Source organism: Ferrimonas balearica, from assembly GCF_019802055.1.
In the GTDB taxonomy this organism is placed as follows: domain Bacteria; phylum Pseudomonadota; class Gammaproteobacteria; order Enterobacterales; family Shewanellaceae; genus Ferrimonas; species Ferrimonas balearica_A.
On record NZ_JAHVHW010000007.1, the window covers coordinates 596,143 to 617,834 of the forward strand.

A 21,692-nucleotide genomic window follows, 5' to 3' on the forward strand; every position below is an offset into this window, starting at 1 on the left:
ATGTGTCATATGCAACAAAAATGTGCATTAAAGGATCACTGCCCATGGTCAGATCGGGCCGGTGGTGTATTGAATGCTGTGGTGGAAGCAGCGGGAACTTGGTTATTCAGGTGCGGAAAACGTAAGCAATGTGATGGCGGGGTTAGTGCGGGCTGGTCAGTTTGTGCTCAGTTTGTGGCAATGCGCGGATCGGCCTCGACAGCGTCATTTTTGCCTCGTACTGTCGCGCCCGATAACCACAAACCCTCAAAAACAGGTTGACTCCCATGATGCGTACTTCTCTCGCACCGACCGCTGTTGCGCTCTCGCTGGCCGCCATTCTGGCGGGCTGCGGCAGCTCCAGCAAAAGCCCCGCTCCTGCCGAAGCGACCCTGGAACTGCGTCTGATGCAGACCTCCGACATCCACTCCTACGTGGTGGGTTTCGATTACTACAAGAACGAAGAGGACACCAGCTACGGTCTGGCCCGCACGGCGATGCTGATCAACGAAGCGCGCGGCGAAGCGCTTAACAGCATGCTGTTTGACAACGGTGATCTGATCCAGGGCAACCCGCTGGCGGATTACGTGCATAAGGAGCATCAGGAGAACGGTTACCTGGGCCAGCAGGCTCACCCGGTCTACAAGGCGATGAACCATCTGCAATACGATGCCGCCAACCTGGGTAACCACGAGTTTAACTACGGCCTGGAGTACCTGGCGGATACCGTGGGTACCGCGGAGTTCCCCTATGTGAACGCCAACGTATTCTGTCCGGCCAACAGCACCGAACCGGTGTGTCAGGATAAGCAGCCTCTGAACCGGGATGGTGGCATCAACTGGGAGGACAACTTCTTCACTCCCTACGTGATGCTGGAGCGCACCTTCACCGATCTGGACGGTGAACAGCACGAACTGACCGTTGGTGTGCTGGGCCTGACCCCGCCGCAGATCATGCAGTGGGACAAGCGCTTCCTGGAGGGCCGCGTTGAGGTGGCCGACATGGTGGACGCGGCGGAGCACTACGTGCCGAAGATGCGCGCCGAGGGTGCCGACGTGGTCGTGGTGATCGCCCACTCCGGCATCAACGCCGATGACCGTCAGGCGATGATGGAAAACGCGGCCTACTACCTGGCCGGTGTCGAGGGCGTAGACGCGCTGCTGCTGGGCCACTCTCACAGTGTTTTCCCCGGTGACGCCCGCTTTGATGGCATCGACGGCATCGACAATGACAAGGGCCTGGTAAAAGGCACCGCCACCGTGATGCCGGGCTTCTGGGGTAACCACCTGGGCATCGTCGACCTGACGCTGGAGCGCCGCAACGGTGAGTGGCAGGTGGCTGACAACCAGGGTATCGTTCGTCAGATCGACAGCGACAGCCCGGAAGATCAGGAGATTGTTGACCTGGTGAGCGCAGACCACAACGCCACCAACGAATACCTGGACGAGACCATCGGCCAACTGGCGGAAGAGGTGCACTCCTTCTTTGCCTTGATTCAGGATGACTCCTCCATCGAGCTGGTGACCGAAGCGCAGCTGTGGCACGGCCTGAAACTGCAGGAGGATGGCACTCTGGAAGCCGGTCTGCCGATGCTCTCTGTAGCGGCGCCGTTCAAGGGCGGCCGTGGTGGTCCGAACGACTTCACCTACATCCCGGCGGGCGACATCTCTCTGCGTAACGTCTCTGACCTCTACATCTTCCCCAACACCCTGCAGGTGGTTGAGCTGACCGGCGCGGATGTGAAAGAGTGGCTGGAGATGTCTGCGGGCCAGTTCAACACCATCAGCCTGACCGAAAACGCGGATCAGGCGCTCGTATCCACCACTTTCCCCACCTACAACTTCGACGTGATCGACGGTGTTGAGTACCAGATCGATGTGACTCAGCCGCCCCGTTACGATAAGGACGGCAACCTGATCAATCCGGAAGCTGAGCGCATTGTTGACCTGCGTCTGGCCGGTGAGCCTGTTCAGGACTGGGATCCGAACCAGCGCTTCCTGGTGGTGACCAACAACTACCGCGCCTCCGGTGGCGGTAACTTCCCGGGCATCTGTGTGGAAGGTCAGTGCGGTGACGCCATCGTCTGGGAAGACCCGGAAGAGACCCGCAACATCATCTCCGCCTACCTGGCTGAGATCTCTGCCGAGGCCGGTGACGGCGGCATCGTTCCGCCGCGCAACGACAACTGGTCACTGAAGCCGTTTGCGGCCGCTGGTGACGTGGTGTTCACCTCCGCCAATACCGAAGCCGCTCAGTCCGCTGCCGAGGCGTCTGAGGTGATTGAGTACCTGGGTGATGGTGAAGGTGGCTACGGTAACTACCGCCTGAACTTCGGCCAGTAACCTGCAAAAGATTAAAGCCCCCGTTATGGGGGCTTTTTTTTGCCTGTTGGCTAAGTGAATAGAAGGTCCAGGTCACCTGGCGTGGCTGACAAATACTCCAAATGTAAACGCTTACATTTTTGCTGGATTGGCGTTGGCAGCTCGGTTAGGTTAGGGGCAAATGACAAAAAAATAGCCAGTTTTCATCAGGCTGGCTCATCGATCCAGTAAGGAACACTCAGCATGGAACAGCTGCGCTTTAAGGGTCTGCCTCTGGCATGCGTCACTCTGGCGCTGGTGGCTGGATGTGGCAGTCAGGCCCTGATCAACAATGAGGACAGCAACGGATCAGGCCGCTCACCGGAACCGATCGAAGCCCGGGTAGAGTCGCTGCTGGCGCAGATGACTCTGGAAGAGAAGATCGCCCTGACCCACGCCAACTCCAAGTTCACGGTAGCGGGGATCCCCCGTTTAGGGATCCCGGAGATGTGGATGTCCGACGGTCCCCACGGGGTGCGCTACGAGATAGACCGTCACAGCTGGGCGTCTGCCAATCGCGATGATGACTTTGCCACCTACCTGCCGCCCCTGACGGCGGTTGCCGCCACCTGGAATCCCGAAATGGCGGCGCTGCACGGGGATGTACTGGGCAGCGAGGCGCGGCACCGCGGTAAGGATGTGATTCTGGGGCCCGGCGTAAACCTGGCGCGTCTGCCGCTATATGGACGCAATTTCGAGTATCTGGGTGAGGACCCCTACCTGGCGGCGCGTTTGGTGGTGCCTGCGGTCCGGGCGATTCAGGCGCACGATGTGGCGGCGTCGGTCAAGCACTACGCGCTGAACAATCAGGAACTGAACCGCATCGGCGTGGACGCCCGTCCCGATGAGCGAACCTTGCGTGAGGTCTACCTGCCAGCCTTTGAAGCGGCGGTGAAGGAGGGCAACACCCAGACCATCATGGGGGCGTATAACCAGGTATATGGCACCAACGCCAACCAGAGCCAGAAGCTGGTGAAGGAGATCCTCAAGGGGGAGTGGGGCTATCAGGGGGTGCTGCTGACCGACTGGAACGTCGACATTAACACTTTTGATGCCGCCATGAACGGACTGGATATCGAGATGGGCACCGACGTGGCGGAATACGACGACTACTTCCTGGCTCAGCCGCTACTGGCCATGATCCAATCGGGAGAGGTGCCTGAGTCGGTGCTGGACGATAAGGTCCGCCGGGTACTGAGGGTGCAACACCGCATCGGCATGATGGATCCCAATCGCCGCACTGGCGAGCGTAATACCGAAGCTCACCAGCAGGCAGCCCGGCGCATCATCAGTGAAGGGATCGTCCTGCTCAAGAACGAACAGGTGTTGCCGCTGGATCCCGGAGCGCTGAAGTCGGTGCTGGTGATGGGGCCCAATGCCGATAAGCGTCATGCGCTGGGGGGCGGTTCTTCCGAAGTGAAAGCGCTGTATGAGGTGACGCCTCTTGAGGGGCTGAGAGCGCAGTTGGGTGACGAGGTGGCCTTAACGGTCTTGCGCGGTGTCAGCGGCAGCGGATTGAGTCCGATTCCCGGAGATTTTGTCGCCTCCCGGCACTGGACCGGCACCCCGGCCTGGCAATTGGCCAAGTTCCGCCCCGGTGACCAAGAGCCCTATTTCGATGACTGGCAGGTGGATTCCGCCTACCAGGTGGCGGTTCCGGGTCAGACTGAGCGCATTCGGTTGCGGGGGATTTTGCGTCCCCGCACCAGCGGAACCCACCGCTTGCTGGTGGAGAGCGACGGCAGGCTGAGTCTGACTCTGGATGGTCAACCTCTGTTGGCCACCGAGGGGCAGGATGCGGAACACAGTATGGTGTTGGTGGCTGGCCAGGACTATCCGCTGGAGCTGACGTATGAGGGCAGTGATCGATTCATCCTGGGCTGGCAGGCACCTGGCGACCTGTTTGTCGGCGCCGAGCAGTATATGGCAGCGGCTGCCAGGGCCGACGCGGTGATCTACTTTGGTGGTCTCAGCCACGCTGATGACCGCGAATCCATCGACCGGGCTGATCTGGTGATGCCCGGCGGCCAGGACGAAATCATCGCCAACCTGCTCAAAGCCAACCCCAATACCGTGGTGATGCTGGTGGGGGGCTCGCCGGTGGAGATGCCCTGGGAGTCGGATGCCAGGGCGATACTTTGGGGTTGGTACGGTGGTATGGAGGCGGGCAACGCCTATGCGGATGTGTTGCTGGGCGGGGTAAACCCCAGCGGAAAACTGCCGATTACTCTGCCGAAGCGCCTTTCAGACACCGCTCCCATCGCCCTGGATGACTACAATGCCACCGACTCCCTCTACAAAGAGGGAGTGTTTATCGGCTATCGCTGGTTCGAGCAGCAGCAGATTGACCCGCTGTTCCCCTTTGGCCATGGCCTCTCCTACACCCGGTTTCATTATGATGGGCTGCGTCTGTCCAGCGATACGGTTCAGGGGCAGGAAACGCTAACGGTGACAGTCTCGCTCACCAACACCGGTGCTCGCGCTGGCAGCGAGGTGGTGCAGCTTTATCTGGAGGATCTGGACGCCAGCGTGCCGCGTCCGGCCAAAGAGTTGAAGGGCTTTGGCAAGCTTGCCCTTAAGCCGGGAGAGCGTGGTGAACTGAGCATGACCCTGGGGTTTCGGGATCTGGCATTCTGGGACATCAACCGTAATGACTGGACGGTGGAACCCGGTCGATTCCGGCTTCATATCGGGGCATCGGTGGCCGATATCCGGTTGAGCAAGGAGTTTGATTACCGTTAGGCGGATGGGTGAGTGGACGCCGGGAGTCCCCCGCTAGGGGCCCCGGCGTGTCATTGCATCAAGGGGCGTTTAGCGCCGGGCCGCAGGGCCAAGCAGCCACCAGAGTGCGGCAAAGTAACTCAGAAAGATCAACGGCAACCCGGCGGCACTGGGCCAGATAAAGGTGTCCACCGCGATCAGCGAGTCAGAGAACAGGAACAGAAAGGCCCCGGCTATCGGACGCCAATGCTGTGCCGACCAGCAGCACCCCATCACCATAGCGGTGAGCAGACCGGAGTAGAGCCCCACCGCCCAGCGCAGATCCCCCTGCGGGGTGTCAGCCAGAAAGGGCAGCACCAGATAGAGGAACACGGCGGTGCCCAGTGGCAAACCCCAGATCAGGTTGCTGTAGGGCCCTTTGGGAAGCCGCCAGAAGGTGACGCTGAGGCAGAGTTGGGTCACCGCGAAGGCCATCAGCCCCGGCAGCAGGTGCGTGTCGTGGCCCCGGTCCAGAATCATGTCACCCAAAGCGGCAAACAGCAGGGCGGCCACCAGCAGTGTCCGCTCCTGGCCCTGAAGGGTGCGAAGGCCATAGAGCGCCAGTGACAGCGCAGGAATCGCTTTGAGCAGGTCACTGCCGATGTAGGGGCGCAGGGACTCGGTCAGGGTATAGGCCAGGGCGCAGCCCCAGAAGATCCAGGGCAGGCCGGGCAGGGCAGACGTCCGTGTCAGCGTGTTCATTCTCTTCAGCGTCCTCGCAGTTCTCGTCGCAGCACCTTACCGACGGTGGATTTGGGCAACTCCTCCAGACGGACAAATTTGCGGGGCTGCTTGTAGCCGGTCAGGTTCTCCCGACAGTGGGCTTTCAGGGTCGGGATATCCAACTCGGCGTCACTGACCAGGTAAGCCACTACCCGCTCGCCACTGCGCTCATCCGGCTCACCCACCACGGCGGCTTCGATGATGCCGGGTAATTGGCACAGCACATCCTCAACCTCGTTGGGATAGACGTTAAAACCGGAGACCAGAATCATGTCTTTTTTGCGGTCCACGATGCGGACAAAACCGTCGGGCTGGATCCGGGCGATGTCACCGGTTTTCAGCCAGCCGTCGCCATCCAGCACCAGGTCGGTCTCCTCCGGCATCTGCCAGTAACCCAGCATCACCTGGGGGCCACGCACGCACAGTTCCCCCTCTTCGGCGGGCTGGCCCTGCTCATTCACCACCTTCACTTCGGTGTCGATCAACGCGGGCCCAATGGTGCCGAGTTGCTCGTTGCCGATGGGGTTGAGGCACACAACCGGCGACGTCTCTGACAGGCCATAACCCTCGGAGATGGTGCAGCCGGTGGTCTGCTGCCAGATCTCCGCTGCGGCGGAGGTGAGGGCGGTGCCGCCGGAGATGGTCAGCTTCAGGCCGGAGAAGTCCAGTTCGCGGAAGCTCTCAAGACGGCACAGGCCGACAAACAGGGTGTTGAGGCCCGCCATACCCGTGATGCGGAAGGGGCGGATCTGCTCCACAAATGCCGGCAGATCCCGGGGATTGGGGATCAGTACATTGAGGCTGCCACGAGCGAAGAAGGTGATGAGATTCACCGTAAAGGCGTAGATATGGTAAAGCGGCAGGGGCACCACAAAGCACTCCTCGCCCTCCCGACAGGCATCTCCCAGTCGCGCCAGCACCTGACGGGCGTTGCCCAGCAGATTAGCGTGGGTCAGCATGGCGCCTTTTGCCACGCCGGTGGTGCCGCCGGTGTACTGCAATGCGGCCAGATCACTGCCGCTGCGGGTGACCGGCTTCAGCGGCAGGTCGGCGCCGTCGGTCAGCACCGTCATAAAGCTGATGGCGTTGGTGAAGTCGCCAGCGGCGGGGGTGCTTTGATGGAAATCCAGGGCGGTGGTGGTGATCACCGTTTCAATCTGAGTCTCGTGCACAATGCTGGCGGCGCGAGGGGCCAGATCCCCCAGCAGCACCAGCGCTTTGGCACCGCTGTCCGACCACTGATGCGCCATCTCTCTCGGAGTGTAGAGCGGATTGGTGTTCACCAGCACCAGCCCGGCACGGAGGGCACCAAACGCCGCGACAGGCAGTTGCAACAGGTTGGGCAGGCACAGCGCGATGCGGTCACCCGGTTGCAGAGAGGTGTGGTGCTGCAGGTAGGCGGCAAAGGCGCGGCTGTGTGCTTCCAGCTCAGAAAAACTGAGGGTGTAGCCCAGGGCGCTGAAGGCGGGCTTATCGGCGTAGCGCGCGCAGGTGTCGGTGATCATGGACGCCAGGTCCTGAGCGTCGGTCAACTTGACGGGGTGGTCGAAGGCCATGGAAATCCTGTTATCAAAGGGCCAAAACCAAACCTTAACCGGGGTTTAGGGGGCAGGCAAAGTGGCAACAGGGAAATTGTTGCGATAGGAAGCATGATCCCGTTAACGAAGTCGAAAAATGTTCGTCTTTTTGCGCTGAGTCCCTATTGACTCACACCATATGGGGTACAATCCGCGCGCAATAAAAACCCTCTGACCCTCGGAATATCGATAACAATGCAATCCGATCTGATCATTTCTCAACAGGCCAAGCTGCTGCCAATCACCGACGTCGCGGAACGTGCCGGGATCCAGGTGGATGAGCTGGTTCCCCATGGCAACGGTAAGGCCAAGGTGACCTTCTCCCTGCTGAACCGTCTCGATAACGCCCCTCGCGGTAAGCTGGTGGTGGTGACCGCCATCACCCCGACGCCGCTGGGTGAAGGCAAGACTGTGACCACCATCGGTCTGGCTCAGGGCCTGAACGTCATCGGCCAGAAGGTGATGGCCTGCATTCGCCAGCCCTCCATGGGTCCGGTGTTTGGGGTGAAAGGTGGTGCCGCTGGTGGTGGTTACAGCCAGGTGGCGCCGATGGAGGAGCTGAACCTGCACCTCACCGGCGACATCCATGCGGTGTCTGCCGCGCACAACCTTGCTGCTGCCGCCATTGATGCCCGCGTCTACCACGAGCAGCGCCACGGCGAGAAGTTCGAGGCAAAAACCGGCCTGCCGAATCTGAACATCGATCCTGAGCGGGTGGTATGGGACCGGGTGGTGGACATGAACGACCGCACCCTGCGCCGCATCACCATCGGCCTGAATGCGCCGGGTTCCACCGCTAATGGTCTGGAGCGCGAAAGCGGCTTCGACATCACTGCGGCATCAGAACTGATGGCGATTCTGGCTCTGGCCAGCGATTTGAACGATCTGCGCCGCCGTCTTGGCCAGGTGGTGCTGGCTTACAGCCATGATGGCAAGCCGGTGACTGCCGAAGATATCCAGGTGGCCGGCGCCATGGCGGCGATCCTGCGCGACGCGGCCCAACCGACCCTGATGCAAACCCTCGAAGGGGTGCCCACCCTGGTGCATGCCGGCCCATTCGCCAACATTGCCCACGGCAACTCCTCCATCATCGCCGACCGTATGGCGCTGCGCCTGGCGGACGTGGTGGTTACGGAAGGCGGCTTTGGCTCCGATATGGGCTTTGAGAAAGCGTGCAACATCAAAGCGCGCGCCGCAGGCAAGGGGCCGGACGCGTCCGTTCTGGTGGCGACCCTGCGTGGTTTGAAGGCCAACTCCGGCAAGTACGACCTGCGTCCGGGTCAGGCCCTGCCGCAAGCCATTTTTGAGCCGGATGCCGAGGCGCTGGAAGCGGGATTTGCCAACCTCAAGTGGCACATTGAAAACGTACAGCGCTACGGCGTACCCGCCGTGGTCGCGCTGAACCGCTTCCCGCAGGACACCGACGACGAGCTGACCTGGCTGAAAGGCCGGGTGGAAGCGCTCGGCGCACGAGTGGCCATCTCCGAAGCGTTCGGCAAAGGGGGCGAGGGTGCCACTGAGCTGGCGGAGCAGGTGATGGCCGCGCTGGCGGAGCCGGGCAACTTCCAGTTCCTGTATGAAGCGGAGCAACCGATTGAAGCCAAACTGCTGACCCTGGCAGAGGCGGGTTACGGTGGTCAGGGCATCGAGCTGTCTAATAAGGCTCGTGCTGACATCGTCGCGCTTGAGGCGTTGGGCTTCGGTCATCTGCCGATCTGCATGGCGAAAACCCCACTCTCCATCAGCCACGATCCGGCGCTGAAAGGCGCACCCAGCGATTTTGTGGTGCCGGTGCGCGGCCTGCGCCTGTGCGCGGGGGCGGGCTTTATCTACGTGCTGACTGGCAACGTGATGACCATGCCTGGCTTGCCGGAACGTCCCGGCTACCTCAATATCGACATCGATGAGGATGGCAACATCACCGGATTGGATGAGTAACAATCCGTCCCCGGAAAAAGCGGCCCCTGTGGCCGCTTTTTTGTTGGGGGCTTCCGGGTAAGCGGTCAGCCGCTGCTGCAGTGGGTGGGGTGTTCACTGGTGTCCACCAGGGCGCCCTCTCTGTCCAGCAGGGCCACTTCCAGTATCCAGTCATCGGGCATAAACCGCATCAGAGCGAGCGGCGATCCATCCAGGCGCAACAGCTGCCACTGCAGATAACGGCTGTACCGTATGCTGGGCATGGCGATGTTGTCCTGCTGAACCAGCGCGTAACGACTGATATGCCGGTCGCCTCGGTGGTCCACGGACAGGTTGAAGTGATGGGGGCCGGCCTGGCAAACGTAGTGATCCCCGGGCGCGAAGGGGAGGCTGTCCATAGCGGGTAGCAGCGCCAACAGCATCCAAAGCATGGCGGTGAGTCGCGGAGTGAGCCTCAGGTCAGTGTAGCCCCTCCCGAATGGAGGGCGAACATTGAAGGGGTTTTCTAAGCACCGATTTGCTGATCTGGCGCATGCGCGATTGTGGTAACGCGCTCTAGACTCAAAGGGATGAGCTAGGAGGTAAGGCGATGATCACACTGACCTGTCACGGGGCTGCCAAGGAGGTAACCGGCAGTCGCCATCTGCTGGAGATCAACGGCAAACGTCTGCTGCTGGATTGCGGCATGCATCAGGGCGGGGACCTGACCAAGCGGCTCCGCCGCGACGCCTTGCCTTTTAAGGCACGGGACATTGATGCGGTCGTGCTCTCTCATGCCCACCTGGACCACTCAGGCGCTTTACCCCGGCTACTGCGTCGGGGCTATCGCGGCGTGATCTATTGCACCGGCGCCACGCTCAACCTGCTGGCGGTGCTGCTTAAGGACGCCTGCAACCTCTACCTCAAGGATCTGGAGCGGGATAACCGTGTCCGGCAACGGCGCGGGCAGAAGGTCCAGAAACCGGTGTATGACATGGAGGATGTGCTGGCGGTGCTGGAGGCATGCCATGTGGTGCCCTACGGCGTGCCTAAGGAAATTTTACCAGGCGTGATTGTGACTCTGCTCGATGCTGGCCACATACTCGGGGCCGCGATGGTGCACCTGCAGCTGGATGACGGCGGCCCCAAGGGGCCTCTCAGGCTGCTGTTCTCGGGTGATTTGGGCAACAGCGACTCTCCCCTGATGCGTGATCCGGCACCGGTGCCAGAGGTGGACTGGGTGATGATGGAGAGCACCTATGGCGACCGCAACCACCGTAGCTATCCCGATACCCTGAATGAACTGGAAGGGGTGCTGGAAGCGGCCAGGGGAGGCGTGGTTCTGGTGCCCGCCTTTGCCGTGGGACGAACTCAGGAGGTGCTGTTCCAGCTGGGGTGTTTCTACCATCAGGGCAAACTGGAGGGCTGGCACGTGGTGCTGGACAGCCCCATGGCCATTGAAGTCACCCAGATCTACGACCAGTGGCTGGAGCTGATGGATAAGGAAGACCTCAACCGCCTTACCGAGCAGGGCAGCGCTACACTGGAAGCGTTCCTGCCCTGCCTGCATCTGACCCAGAACACTGACGATTCCATTGCGCTGAACCGGGTTAACCAGGGGCTGATCATCATCGCGGGCAGCGGCATGTGTAATGGCGGTCGGATGGTGCACCACCTGAAACACCGGGTATGGCACGACAAGACCCACATCATGTTTACCGGCTTCCAGGCTCGGGGCACCGTGGGACGGCAGTTGGTGGAGGGGGAACCTCGCATCAAACTGTTCGGCCAGACCTTTGCCGTTCGTGCTCAGATCCACACTCTCGGCGGCTTCTCCGCTCACGCGGACCAGCGCCAGTTGCTGGCCTGGCTTGCCGCCATCCCCGGACATCCCAAGGTGTTGCTGGTGCACGGAGAGGAGGAGGCGCAGCGGGTTCTGTGGGAAGCGATTGAAGCCAGCAGTGGCCATTCGGTCGCGATTCCCGGCGTGGGAGAGACCATCACCCTAAGGGATTGAGCCATACGGCATTGCGACGACAAACCCGGTGGCGAGCCTGGCAAAGTTTGGTATCCTCGGGCCACAGTCCCGACCTGCGAGTGTGCCGATGAAATATCAGATAATTCCGGTCACCCCCTTCCAGCAGAACTGCTCGTTGGTGTGGTGTGAAAAGACCCTGAAAGGGGCGGTGATTGATCCCGGTGGGGACGTTGAACGGATCCAGGCGGTCATCAAGGAACGGGGCATCACCGTGGAGAAGGTACTGCTGACCCACGGCCACATTGACCACGCCGGTGCCGCCGATGTGCTGGCTCAGGCGCTGGAAGTGGGGATCGAAGGCCCCCACAAAGCGGATCAGTTCTGGCTGGACGGCCTTGCCCACCAGTCCCAGATGTTTGGTTTCCCGGTGATCGCCACCTTTGCGCCTGGCCGCTACCTGGAGGAGGGCGACGCGATCAGCTTCGGTGAGGAGCAGTTGGAAGTGCTGCATACGCCGGGGCATACACCGGGCCACGTGGTGTTCTTCCACCGTGGTGAGAAACTGGCGTTTGTTGGAGATGTGCTGTTCCACGGCTCCATCGGTCGTACCGACTTCCCTCAGTCCGACCACGCTACCCTGCTGCACTCCATCACCCAGAAGCTCTGGCCGCTGGGGAATGAAGTGTACTTTGTCCCGGGCCATGGGCCGGGCGCGACGTTCGCTGATGAGCGTCGCAGTAACCCCTTTGTTGCCGATCAAGTTCTGCAAGGATAATCACAAGAATGAAGTTGTATCTTGTTGCTGCCGCATTGAGTGTGGCGTCCGCGTTTCCCGCCGCCGCACTGGAGATGGGGCAGCCGCTGCCCTACCTGACCCTGGAAGATCAGCATGGCGGCAGCCATTCGCTGGTTGGCGACGTTCAAACCCTGCTGTTTACCCGCGATAAGGGCGGCAGTGACGTGGCAACTGTGGCGCTGGATGGCGTGGCACAGGCGCAACTGGAAGACAAAGGGATGGTGTACGTGGCTGACATCAGCATCATGCCCTCCATCATCACCTCCATGTTTGCCCTGCCCAAGATGCGCAAGCAACCCTGGCTGACCCTGATGGACAACAAAGGTGACGCGACCGCCAACTTCCCGCACCAGACCAACGAAGTCACGGTCGTGCGCTTTGAAGGTGGCAACGTCAGTGAGATTCAGTTTTACAGCGATGGTGCTGAGCTGAAATCCGCACTGGCGCTGTAATCCGGCCCGGAAACAGAAAGCCCGCTCAATGAGCGGGCTTTTTTGTGCCTGATAGAGGGTTGGGCCGTAGCGTGGGCTTTTTAGCCCACGGCTAATAACCCGCATAACGCCCATGACCCCCGTGTGCAATGAAGTGCCCGCTACTCGGTGAGGTAATCGGGCATCGTCGTCACGGAAGCCTGGGTTAGCGCCGCAGCATATAGAGCGCCGCCACATTACGGGCTGCCTGGCGCAGGAAGGGGCGGGCATTGACCAGCGCCTCCTCCAGTGTCAGCGGGCGGGGCAGCACGGAGAACACCGCATCAATGCCGTGGGCGTGCACCACATCCACGTCGTCGCTGAGGCTGCCGGCCAGGCCGATGACGGGAATATCGAGCGCCTTGGCCCGCTTGGCAACGCCCATGGGGGTTTTGCCATGAATGGTCTGACTGTCGATGCGCCCCTCACCGGTGATCACCAGATCCGCCCCAACCAGTTGCTCATCCAATCCAACGGTGTCCAGCACAATCTCGATGCCGGGACGCAGTGTGGCGCCGAGAAAGGCGAGCGCGGCTGCCCCCATGCCACCGGCCGCACCTGCACCCGGCACTGCGGCGACATCCTGCCCCAGCTGGTGCAGAAGGCATTCAGCGTAGTGGGCCAGTGCAGCGTCCAGCTCCGCTACCACATCGTCACTGGCCCCCTTTTGCGGGCCAAATACAGCGGATGCGCCTTTGGCGCCGCAGAGGGGATTATCCACATCGCAGGCCACTTCGACGGTCAGTTGGCCGAGGCGGTGGTCAAGATCCCGGATGTCGATACTGGCCAGTTGTGCCAGCGCCGCGCCGCCGGGGGGAAGTGGTGTGCCTGTGGCGTCGAGCAGGCGGGCGCCCAGAGCCTGAACCATACCAGCGCCGCCATCGTTGGTGGCGCTGCCCCCCAGGCCCAGAATCAGGTGAGTCACGCCCATATCCAGGGCGGCCAGAATCAGTTCGCCGGTGCCGAAGGTGGTGGTGACGCGTGGGTCGCGTTGGTCGGGTGTGACAAGGTGAAGGCCGGACGCTTCCGCCATCTCCACAACGGCGGTGGCACCATCCCCCAACAGGGCAAAGCGGGCGCTGACCGGCTGGCCCAACGGGCCGGTAACTGTGCGGCTTTCGTAGCGTCCCCCGGTGGCGTCCACCATCGCTTGGACTGTGCCTTCGCCGCCATCGGCCACCGGCACCTTGACCACCTCAGCATCGGGCAGCGCCAGCTTGATGCCCGCTTCGATCTCAGTGGCGACGTCCAGGGCCGACAGGCTCTCTTTATAGGAATCCGGTGCAACGACGATTTTCACGTTCTTCTCCCTCGTTGGATGCGGCGGCATTATGGCTTATGGCACCGCCTGGCTCACGGTTTTAGCGCACAAAACTGAACTCACTTCGGGATAGGTCTGAATGCGGGGCGCTGAAAGGAAGGTTACCCCTGGCGACGCCACAAAAAAAGCCGCCCGATGGGCGGCTTTTTGATGGCTTGTGGTGTTACAGGGCGTACTTGAAGGACACCATTACCATATGGGCGTTGTAGTTGTGACCCCAGTAACCCAGGGTGGTCAGGCCCGGAACCGCGCTGACGCCAACTTCGGCGTAATCGCTGTCCTGGTAACGCTCATACATGTAGTCCAGACGGGCACTCATCTTCTCGGAGAACGCGTAGTCACCGTAGAAGTTGATGCTGTGGCTGGTGGCGTAGTAGTCATCGTAGGGCACGCTGATGCCCTGGCTGACTACGGTGTCGCTGACGGAGTCGGCATACAGGTAGTCACCACCGATAACCAGCTTGTCGGTCAGCAGACCGGCATAGCTGAAGCCCACACCGGCAACCACGAACTCATCTTCCACATCCGCAAACCAGTTCGGAGCGCCGCTGGTGGCGGTGCTGCCAGCCTGGCTGGATTCGATCCACTGCTGACCACCAAAGGCGTGCAGGTTCAGCTTCTCAGAGGCCATCCAGTTCAGGCTCAGGTCGTAACCGTAATCCTTCGCTTCGGTCAGGCCGATTTCAGAGTCGCTGTAGTCGTCATTGGCGTAACGACCGGTCAGATCGATGGACACGTTGTCCAGCGGAGTGTGAGTGATGCGCAGTTCCGCTTCGGTACGCTCACGGTCGGCCAGGTAGTAGCGACGCAGCAGGGCATTGTCCTCTTCAGAGGTGCCACGGTTGGCGTCGTACTTGGAGCCGTCACGGTTGCTGTAACCGGCTTTCAGACCGAAGTCCCAGTTCTGCAGAGAGGTCACACGCAGACGGGCCCAAACGGCGTCTTCGTTGGTCTTCTCGCGGTCCTGCTCGGTACGCTCAACGTCCTTACGCTCGTAGCCACCGTCCAGACGGTAACCGGAAGCGAAGCGGTAGCTCGCGCCCACTTTGTAGCTGGTGCGAGTGGTGTCGTACAGCTTCACCTCTTCAACGTCACCGGACAGGCCATCAACGGTCACGCTGTTGCCCTGCAGCACAGTGGAGCGATTATCGCGGTCACTGTGGTCTACGCTGGCGGTCAGGCGCAGCTTGTTGGTGACGCTGGAGCTGACGCGGAAGTTGGCGTCCAGGGTGCGTACTTCACCGTCGAAGCCGGCGATGCCGCCGATCTTCAGGGTGTCGTCATCCTGGGTCATCTTGCCGCTGACAACGCGACCGGCGAAGTGCGTGCGGTTCAGGGTGTAAGCCCCGTTCAGCACGATCTGGTACGCCTCATTGCTGGGGTCGTTCGCCAACGCGTACGCGTTGTTGTCCAGAGTCAGGCTGGTGGCCAGGTTGTTGTCGTACTGGGAGTAGATGTAAGACAGGCCGGTGAACCAGTTCTGGCCGGTCAGCTTGGCACCCGCTTCCCAGCGGTCGGTGGTGCTGTCCACCGGAGCAACGATGTTGGTGGCTGACAGGCCAGCAACGGAGCGGCTCTTGGTGCCGGTTTTGTCTTCGCGCTGGAAGGTGGCGTAGGTTTCCCAAAGCTCACCGCCCAGATCGAAGCCGAAACCGTAGCGCTCGCGCTCCAGTTTCAGGTCCTGCTGAACCAGGCTGCCGGTATCCACCAGAGTGCTGCCATTGGCGACATAGCGGCTGAACGCGTTGTCTTCCTGCCAGGTGGTCAGGGTGCGGTAGTTGAACTCCGCATTGGCGACGCCTGCCTTGCCAACAGAAACATTGGCGGAACCGTTGCCGGTGCCCAGACGGTCGGTCAGGATGCTGGCGTTGTAGCCGCTTTCGGCGTTGTAACGCACGTCAGCGTTCAGCTCACCCACACCGCCATCGTCGTTACCGCCAAAGGCGTTAGCGGCGTGGCTGTCGTTGGTGATAACGGCACCGCCACCGACGGCAACGCTGCCCTGGTAGCCGTTAACCGGCTCGCAGCGCTTACATTCCCACTTGGAGGTGTCGACTTTCTCCAGGTTGGCGTTGGCCAGGCCGTAGTTGGCCATGGCGGCGCCGGAGAAGCTGGCCAGAGCCAGGGTGATCAGGTTGAGACGAAAGTTCATGTTCTGTCCCCCTTAGCGCTGAAGTGCCGAGCCGTTGGGATGGTTGGAACCATGCACCTGGCTGTGGCAGTTGAGGCAGCTCTTGCCTGCGGTCATACGGTCAGCACCGGAGTTGAAGGCCGGGTTGCCGCTGTGAGCGCTGGCATGGCAGCTCTGACACAGCTGCGGAGCGCGCTGGGTCAGCATGGCGTCATTGACGCTGCCGTGCGGGTTGTGACAAGCGGCACAGTCTTCGGCCACCGGCGCGTGCTCATACAGGAAAGGGCCGCGCTTTTCCGCGTGACACTCGTAGCAGGTGTCATTCACGGTGGTGCTGGTCAGGGCCGCTTCACTCATGGAGCCGTGCGGGTTGTGGCAGTCAGAACAGGTCATGTCCGCCCACTTCATCGGGTGGGAGGAGCGCTTGTTCATGTCCGCTTTCTGGCGGGTGTGACAGGCAGTACAGGTGTCCACTTCAGTCTGGCGGTCCAGGATCGGATCCTGAGCAACGTGCACCTGGTGACAGGAGGTACAAGCAACCTCTTCCAGGTTATGCACGGAGCTGTGCCAGGCCATACGCTCTTCGCCCTGGTGGCAGGAGAGGCACACGCTGTTCTGCTTTTCAGCGGAGAGCGGCGCGTTATCACCGAAGGTGATCATCGGCTCTTTACCACCACGGTTGTGGTTACCCATGGGGCCGTGACAGGCTTCGCACTGAAGGCCAGCCATCGGGCTCTTGGACTGATCGGCACGACCGTGTACGCCGTCAAACAGGGCCATCACCTTTTCAGAGCGACGGTGACACATCAGACAGTTGTCAGCGCCCTGCTTGGAGTAGTTGCCCTCGGCGAACTTTTGGTCCAGTACCGCTTCAAACTCTTGCGGATCCATATCGTCCCAGCTGCCAGCGGCGGCCGGGGCGCTGAGGCCCAGTACCAGCACAGCGCTGCCAAGCAGGGATGCGATCAGAGATTTTGCTTGCATAAGAGAGGCGTTCCTTATCTGTACGCAGAATCGGGAGGGCCAGAAGACCCTCCCGGCTTGGCTTAGAAGCTGATTACCTTGTGGTTGGTCAGTTCCGGCTTGTGACAGTAGAAGCAGCTCTCTACCTGAGCAGAGTCGCTGATGGTGCTACGGTCATCGCCAAATTCTGCGTTACCGTGCTGCTCCATGTGCTGACGTACAGTCATGCTCTGGTTGCTGGCCATGCCAGCGTCGCCATCGTGACAGGACAGACAGGTGGCAGCGCGCGGAGTGGCGTAGCCAACGAAGCTCCAGGCCACTTTGCCCGCTTCATCGAACTTCGGCTCGCCGTTTTCGTAGGCCTGAATGGAAACATTCAGAGCGCCTTTCTTATCGAATGCACCCAGCTCGAAGTTGGTGTGGCACTGAGTACAGTCAGCCACAATCCACTGCTCGCCGTGCACCTTGTGCAGTTTCAGCTCGATCGCACCGAGGTTGGTCGGGGCGTAGGTGCCTTCCGGAGTGTGGCAGGAGGCACAGTCACCCACTTTGACGTTGTCGTTCAGGACAAAGCCAGCGTGGTGGCTGCCGTTGTGCAGCTGGAAGGTTTCACCATGACAACCCAGGCAGCTGGCGTTATCCAGGCTGTTGTGACGCTCAGCCAGAGAAGCACCAGTGGCGCTTACGAAGCTGGTGTAAGCGTCCAGAGCGATCTTGTCAGCGGTGTCGGAACACTCAGCCAGTACACCGTTCTCAGCACAAACACGCACGCCAACCAGAGTCAGGGCAGTGTCGGCATCGCCGGTGCCAAAGGGCAGGGCACCAGTGGTGTAAACCACGCTGCCACCCTGGATGGCGGCGGTGATCTCTTCACCGTGCAGTGCTTTAGAGTCTTTGCCGTAGTAGCCCAGAACCGGGTAGTTCGGGCCTACGTTGGACACGTACTCCACCATATCCAGGCTCTTGGCGATGGAAGCCGCGTCGATCGGCTGGCCATTCTGGGTGATGGTGACGGAGATGGTGACCTGGCTTTCAGCTACGGTGGAGGTCGCTTCAACGCCAAACTGGCCAACCACAGCGGCCTGGTCCTTGTGGGACTGGGTGTGGATGGTTTCAATCTGGGTCGGGTTGTGACACGCGGCACAGGTGGAGTTGTCCTGCTCGGCCATGTGGCGGGTGTAAACAACGTCTTTGCCGTTGTAACCGTCATTGTGACAAGCGGAACAGGTTTCCTTGGTGGGAACGCGAGTCCAGTTGCCCCACTCGGCCAGCTCTTCGGAAGCAACGTGGCAGGACTGGCAGTTGTTCTGCAGCAGGTGCTCAGCGGCTTCACCGGTGTACTCACGACCGTACTTGTCGGTAAAGGTGGCGGTGGTGTTGTGGATGGTGTGGACCAGGTGCTGGAAGCTGGCGCGCTTGCCAGTCATGCGGTCTTCGTTGTGGCAGTTGATGCAGGTTTCTGCTTCAAAGTAGCTGCTGTGACGGGTGGTCAGCGGCTCGCCTTCAACGTGACAGCTGGTGCACACTTCGTGGCTGATCACATCTTTGGTGTAGAGCGGATCGTTACCGTTGCCGTCAAAATCTTCGGAGATTTCGTTACGCGGTACCGGAGTGCCATCGGGAAGGGTGTTGTTGCCAGCCAGTACGTTGTAGCGCTGGGTCAGGTCACGGTTTTGCTCGATGCCTTCAAAGGTGAAGGTGTAGTAGCCGTTACCGTGGTCTTCATAGACCTTTGAGCTGCCTGCGGAAGCCCAGCGTGCGGAGTCACCGGCGTGGAAAGCGCCTTGCGGGTAGAGCTGGTAGTTTTTCACTTCCATGCCCTGAAGGCCCACAACGGACTTGTCCTCTTCGTTGGTAGCCAGAACGGTCACCATCGGTTGGCCATCCACGTACTCAACCTTGGTCACATCCAGGTTCAGTTGAGCGATGGATTCAGCGGGGTTACCGCCGGGGCGACCAGGGTCGCCGGGGTTGCCATCTTTACCGTCGTCGCTACAACCCGCAAGGGTAGTGGCCAGGATGGCGGCGCAGGCGGTGAGGCGCCATTGCATCTTGTTATTAGTCATCATCTATTCCCTGCAAAAGAATATGGGGTACTCGTTTCTGAGTCACCGGACTGGGGTTGGCCTTTTGGCCTGTTGTCTACCCACAAAGTCACTGTGTGTTATATCAACTTGACCCGCTATAAACCGTGATACAGATCAGCGATCTAGCGGCTTGTTTTTATGGTGTTTTATAACTTTGCACAGGACCCACCCCCGGGCGATAACGTGATCCGAAACGAGGTGTCCCTTCGGGTGCCAAACAAAAAAGCGGCCCCGGAGGGCCGCTGATCATAACACTGTTAACTCATTAAAACTTGTGGTTTTTCTGAATGTTATCGGCGCTGTGGCAGGTGGCGCAAGACTCGGACATCGAGGCTTCCTCACGACTGCCTTTGTGGATGCCGCCCATATTGAGGATGTGGGCATCGGCAGAAGCGATCTTGGCCGCGTCAAAGTAGGCGTCTGACAGGTGGCAAGAGGCGCAAACTGCGGTCTGCGGGCTGCTGTAGGTGCCACTGCCGCTGAACTGCGGACCGGTGCTGACGTTATTCAGGGTGTAGCTGTTGTCGTGGCACACGGAGCACTGGTTCATGCTGAAGAACGCCTGTACGTCTTCACGGCCATGGGCACGAACACGGTCCATGGAACTGGAGGCGTGCACGCGAGCCATCATGCTCGGCTTGTAGCCATCAGCACCGTGACACTGGGCACAGGTGTCGTTGTCGGCGTTGCGGTAGTGGTAACCAGAGCTGCGAACCACCATGTCGTCATTGTGACAGGCGGTGCAGTTCTCGTAGGCGGCTGCCGCATGACGACGGACATCGCTGGCTTCACCGGAAACGGTCAGGTAGCGGGTCTGGGACGCGTAGGGGCTGACCACGGCATCGCACTGACCATCAACGTAATCGGTCAGAGCGTTGCTCTTGTTACTGACGCAGGCGTTGAAGTACGCGGTAACGGCCAGAACATAGTCCTGAGCGGCCATCGGGTTCTCAATGTCATTCAGCAGAGCAGCCAGTGTTTCATGCGCCGGTACGGTAACGGTGCCGACGCCGTTGGCGTTTACGATCGCAGTGGCGTTGGAGCGGTTGGCCAGGAACTGGCTGGAGCCGTCTGCCGCTACGGCGTTTACGCGCACGGTGACGTTGCTCAGGGTAGAGCCGGATACCGCTTCTTCACCTTTGCTCACGTTGAACTGAATGTCGAAGTTGGTGCCATCCCAGCTCAGGCCGGTGTAGTCAACGTCGATGTTGCTGCCAACGGTGGCGGCAGAGTGACGGCTCTCCATACCGTGGTCGGAGAAGTGACGGAAGGCACCGCCACGGGTGTTGCCATCGTAAGAGCTGTGGCAGCTGATGCAGCCCTCTTCACGATCACCGTAGTGGTAGTCACCGTGACAGTTCTGACAGCTCTGCTTGTCCTGGTCAGCAAACCAGTGCAGGGCGTGATAGGTCACGTCCTCAGGCAGGGTCTCTTCGGTGGTGGTGTAGTCCACGTGACAGGCATGACAGTTGGCCGTGCTCTGCGGGTAAACCCCTTCCTCATTGTTGAATTTGAGGAAGAAGGCCGGGTTGGCGCTCTCTTTGGCGATCACGGAGTCAAACTTGGCAACGCCACGACGGTCAGCGTGGGTGGCACCAGTGTGGATGGCGTGAACCAGGCCTTTGATGGAGTGGGAGTACTCGATGGTGTTCTCACCATCGGAGACGGTGCGAATGCCGTAATCCACGTGGCAGAAAGCACACACTTCGGTGCTTGTGCCGTAGTGGGCGTTGCTCATCCGGTAGGTGGGGTGCTCATCCCGGGCGCTTTCGTACTGGTTAGCCTTCACATCCTCGGCGGTGTGACAGGCGAAACAGGTCTGGTCAGCAACCACGGTTTTGGGGCGTTCCGCTTCGACGTTGCCCGCTTCCCAGTAGTAGGTGGCGTAGTGGGTGGCATCGTAGTCGGTCTTGTCACCGGCCAGCTTGCGCTGCACCCGCATCATTACACCCTGCACCTGACCTTCGTCGTAGGCGAAGAAAAACTCGGCGCCGCCTTCCTCTTTGGTGGTCGGCAGAGCGTGATCGACGACAAAACGGTACTTACCGGTCTCGATCTCCTCTACAGAACAGTCGTTGTAGGGGGTGTAGGAGCTGTTGCACATGGAGGCGCTGCCCCGGGTGCCGTTGCGGTGGTGGTAGCTGGCCCAGATCTCACGGTTGTGAAGGGGTTCCGCCATCGGCTGAACGTCATCGCGAGCCGCTTCGCTCTCCAGTGCCATACGGCCCATTTTGAGCGTCAGGTTGTCGATGGTGGCGCCATGAATGGCAACGCCATTGGTGTTGACCAGGTCAAACTCCACCACCAGTTGGTTGGTGTCGGCGCTGTACTCTGCAAACAGGTTGCTGGTGTTCAGGCTGTCTGCCTGACTGATATGGACCCCGATCGGGCCCGGCTTGCCATCTTCGCCATCGGAGCCGTTCTTACCGTCGCTGCCACAGCCGGCCAGCAACGTGGACACGGCCAGCGCGGAGGCCAGCATCTTCCAGTTGTTGTTATGTTCGTTCATCTCTTTTCCCTGCAAATTGAAAAGAATTCTTGGTAATTGCCCGTCGTACTTAGGGAAAACGGGTCGATGCCAGAGTCTAGGGAAGGGCCACCAGGGGGAACGTGATCACGATAACGGTCACTAAAAGCCTGATATGTATCGA

General features: G+C 60.4%; 14 protein-coding genes. 6 read left to right on the forward strand and 8 right to left on the reverse strand.

The annotated features are described in order from the left end of the window. Positions 1–266 precede the first annotated feature (266 nt). Positions 267–2,321 carry a bifunctional 2',3'-cyclic-nucleotide 2'-phosphodiesterase/3'-nucleotidase gene (locus KUV52_RS10245; protein WP_222525844.1) on the forward strand — a complete coding sequence of 685 codons (2,055 nt, stop codon included), beginning with the start codon at positions 267–269 and terminating at the stop codon, positions 2,319–2,321. 222 nt (positions 2,322–2,543) lie between these two features. Next, on the forward strand, positions 2,544–5,081 hold the full coding sequence (locus KUV52_RS10250; RefSeq protein WP_222525845.1) for a glycoside hydrolase family 3 C-terminal domain-containing protein: 2,538 nt from the start codon (positions 2,544–2,546) through the stop codon (positions 5,079–5,081). 69 nt (positions 5,082–5,150) lie between these two features. Here the strand turns inward: KUV52_RS10250 and KUV52_RS10255 are convergent, their stop codons facing one another. Both KUV52_RS10255 and KUV52_RS10260 read right to left on the reverse strand, forming a co-directional pair. Beyond that, positions 5,151–5,801: a lysoplasmalogenase family protein gene (locus tag KUV52_RS10255; RefSeq protein ID WP_222525846.1), complete on the reverse strand. Its 651-nt coding sequence runs from the start codon at positions 5,799–5,801 to the stop codon at positions 5,151–5,153. Positions 5,802–5,806: 5 nt separating this feature from the next. Next, a complete protein-coding gene (locus KUV52_RS10260; protein ID WP_222525847.1) occupies positions 5,807–7,378 on the reverse strand; it encodes an AMP-binding protein in 1,572 nt (523 codons plus the stop codon). 216 nt (positions 7,379–7,594) lie between these two features. Between KUV52_RS10260 and KUV52_RS10265 the strand changes: the two genes are divergently transcribed. Next, on the forward strand, positions 7,595–9,337 hold the full coding sequence (locus KUV52_RS10265; protein WP_222525848.1) for a formate--tetrahydrofolate ligase: 1,743 nt from the start codon (positions 7,595–7,597) through the stop codon (positions 9,335–9,337). 65 nt (positions 9,338–9,402) lie between these two features. Here KUV52_RS10265 and KUV52_RS10270 read toward each other — a convergent pair whose 3' ends face one another. Continuing rightward, complete coding sequence (locus tag KUV52_RS10270; protein WP_222525849.1) at positions 9,403–9,747, reverse strand: hypothetical protein; 345 nt, start codon at positions 9,745–9,747, stop codon at positions 9,403–9,405. 158 nt (positions 9,748–9,905) lie between these two features. Here KUV52_RS10270 and KUV52_RS10275 point away from each other — a divergent pair, with 158 nt between their 5' ends. From KUV52_RS10275 to KUV52_RS10285, 3 genes are all read left to right on the forward strand, one after another. Continuing rightward, positions 9,906–11,312 (forward strand): MBL fold metallo-hydrolase RNA specificity domain-containing protein, encoded by a 1,407-nt coding sequence (locus tag KUV52_RS10275; RefSeq protein ID WP_222525850.1) that lies wholly within the window; start codon positions 9,906–9,908, stop codon positions 11,310–11,312. Between the two features lie 88 nt (positions 11,313–11,400). Then, positions 11,401–12,048: an MBL fold metallo-hydrolase gene (locus KUV52_RS10280; RefSeq protein WP_222525851.1), complete on the forward strand. Its 648-nt coding sequence runs from the start codon at positions 11,401–11,403 to the stop codon at positions 12,046–12,048. 8 nt (positions 12,049–12,056) lie between these two features. Continuing rightward, positions 12,057–12,521, forward strand: a complete 465-nt coding sequence (locus KUV52_RS10285; protein WP_222525852.1) for a hypothetical protein — start codon at positions 12,057–12,059, stop codon at positions 12,519–12,521. Between the two features lie 184 nt (positions 12,522–12,705). Here the strand turns inward: KUV52_RS10285 and KUV52_RS10290 are convergent, their stop codons facing one another. The 5 genes from KUV52_RS10290 to KUV52_RS10310 form a co-directional block, all read right to left on the reverse strand. Next, positions 12,706–13,839, reverse strand: coding sequence for a glycerate kinase (locus KUV52_RS10290; RefSeq protein ID WP_222525853.1), 1,134 nt, complete (start codon positions 13,837–13,839; stop codon positions 12,706–12,708). Positions 13,840–14,023: 184 nt separating this feature from the next. Further along, positions 14,024–16,012 (reverse strand): MtrB/PioB family decaheme-associated outer membrane protein, encoded by a 1,989-nt coding sequence (locus KUV52_RS10295; protein WP_222525854.1) that lies wholly within the window; start codon positions 16,010–16,012, stop codon positions 14,024–14,026. Positions 16,013–16,024: 12 nt separating this feature from the next. Continuing rightward, positions 16,025–16,975 carry a DmsE family decaheme c-type cytochrome gene (locus tag KUV52_RS10300; RefSeq protein WP_261389960.1) on the reverse strand — a complete coding sequence of 317 codons (951 nt, stop codon included), beginning with the start codon at positions 16,973–16,975 and terminating at the stop codon, positions 16,025–16,027. Positions 16,976–17,037: 62 nt separating this feature from the next. Further along, positions 17,038–19,020: an OmcA/MtrC family decaheme c-type cytochrome gene (locus KUV52_RS10305; protein ID WP_222525855.1), complete on the reverse strand. Its 1,983-nt coding sequence runs from the start codon at positions 19,018–19,020 to the stop codon at positions 17,038–17,040. A 286-nt stretch (positions 19,021–19,306) separates the two neighbouring features. Further along, complete coding sequence (locus tag KUV52_RS10310; RefSeq protein ID WP_222525856.1) at positions 19,307–21,550, reverse strand: multiheme c-type cytochrome; 2,244 nt, start codon at positions 21,548–21,550, stop codon at positions 19,307–19,309. Positions 21,551–21,692: the final 142 nt, after the last annotated feature.

Coding starts and splice junctions, on each gene's coding strand:
- KUV52_RS10305 (WP_222525855.1), bottom strand. CDS start 19,020: ATGACTAATAACAAGATGCAATGGCGCCTCACCGCCTGCGCCGCCATC.
- KUV52_RS10250 (WP_222525845.1), top strand. CDS start 2,544: ATGGAACAGCTGCGCTTTAAGGGTCTGCCTCTGGCATGCGTCACTCTG.
- KUV52_RS10265 (WP_222525848.1), top strand. CDS start 7,595: ATGCAATCCGATCTGATCATTTCTCAACAGGCCAAGCTGCTGCCAATC.
- KUV52_RS10275 (WP_222525850.1), top strand. CDS start 9,906: ATGATCACACTGACCTGTCACGGGGCTGCCAAGGAGGTAACCGGCAGT.
- KUV52_RS10280 (WP_222525851.1), top strand. CDS start 11,401: ATGAAATATCAGATAATTCCGGTCACCCCCTTCCAGCAGAACTGCTCG.
- KUV52_RS10260 (WP_222525847.1), bottom strand. CDS start 7,378: ATGGCCTTCGACCACCCCGTCAAGTTGACCGACGCTCAGGACCTGGCG.
- KUV52_RS10295 (WP_222525854.1), bottom strand. CDS start 16,012: ATGAACTTTCGTCTCAACCTGATCACCCTGGCTCTGGCCAGCTTCTCC.
- KUV52_RS10300 (WP_261389960.1), bottom strand. CDS start 16,975: ATGCAAGCAAAATCTCTGATCGCATCCCTGCTTGGCAGCGCTGTGCTG.
- KUV52_RS10270 (WP_222525849.1), bottom strand. CDS start 9,747: ATGCTTTGGATGCTGTTGGCGCTGCTACCCGCTATGGACAGCCTCCCC.
- KUV52_RS10310 (WP_222525856.1), bottom strand. CDS start 21,550: ATGAACGAACATAACAACAACTGGAAGATGCTGGCCTCCGCGCTGGCC.
- KUV52_RS10285 (WP_222525852.1), top strand. CDS start 12,057: ATGAAGTTGTATCTTGTTGCTGCCGCATTGAGTGTGGCGTCCGCGTTT.
- KUV52_RS10245 (WP_222525844.1), top strand. CDS start 267: ATGATGCGTACTTCTCTCGCACCGACCGCTGTTGCGCTCTCGCTGGCC.
- KUV52_RS10255 (WP_222525846.1), bottom strand. CDS start 5,801: ATGAACACGCTGACACGGACGTCTGCCCTGCCCGGCCTGCCCTGGATC.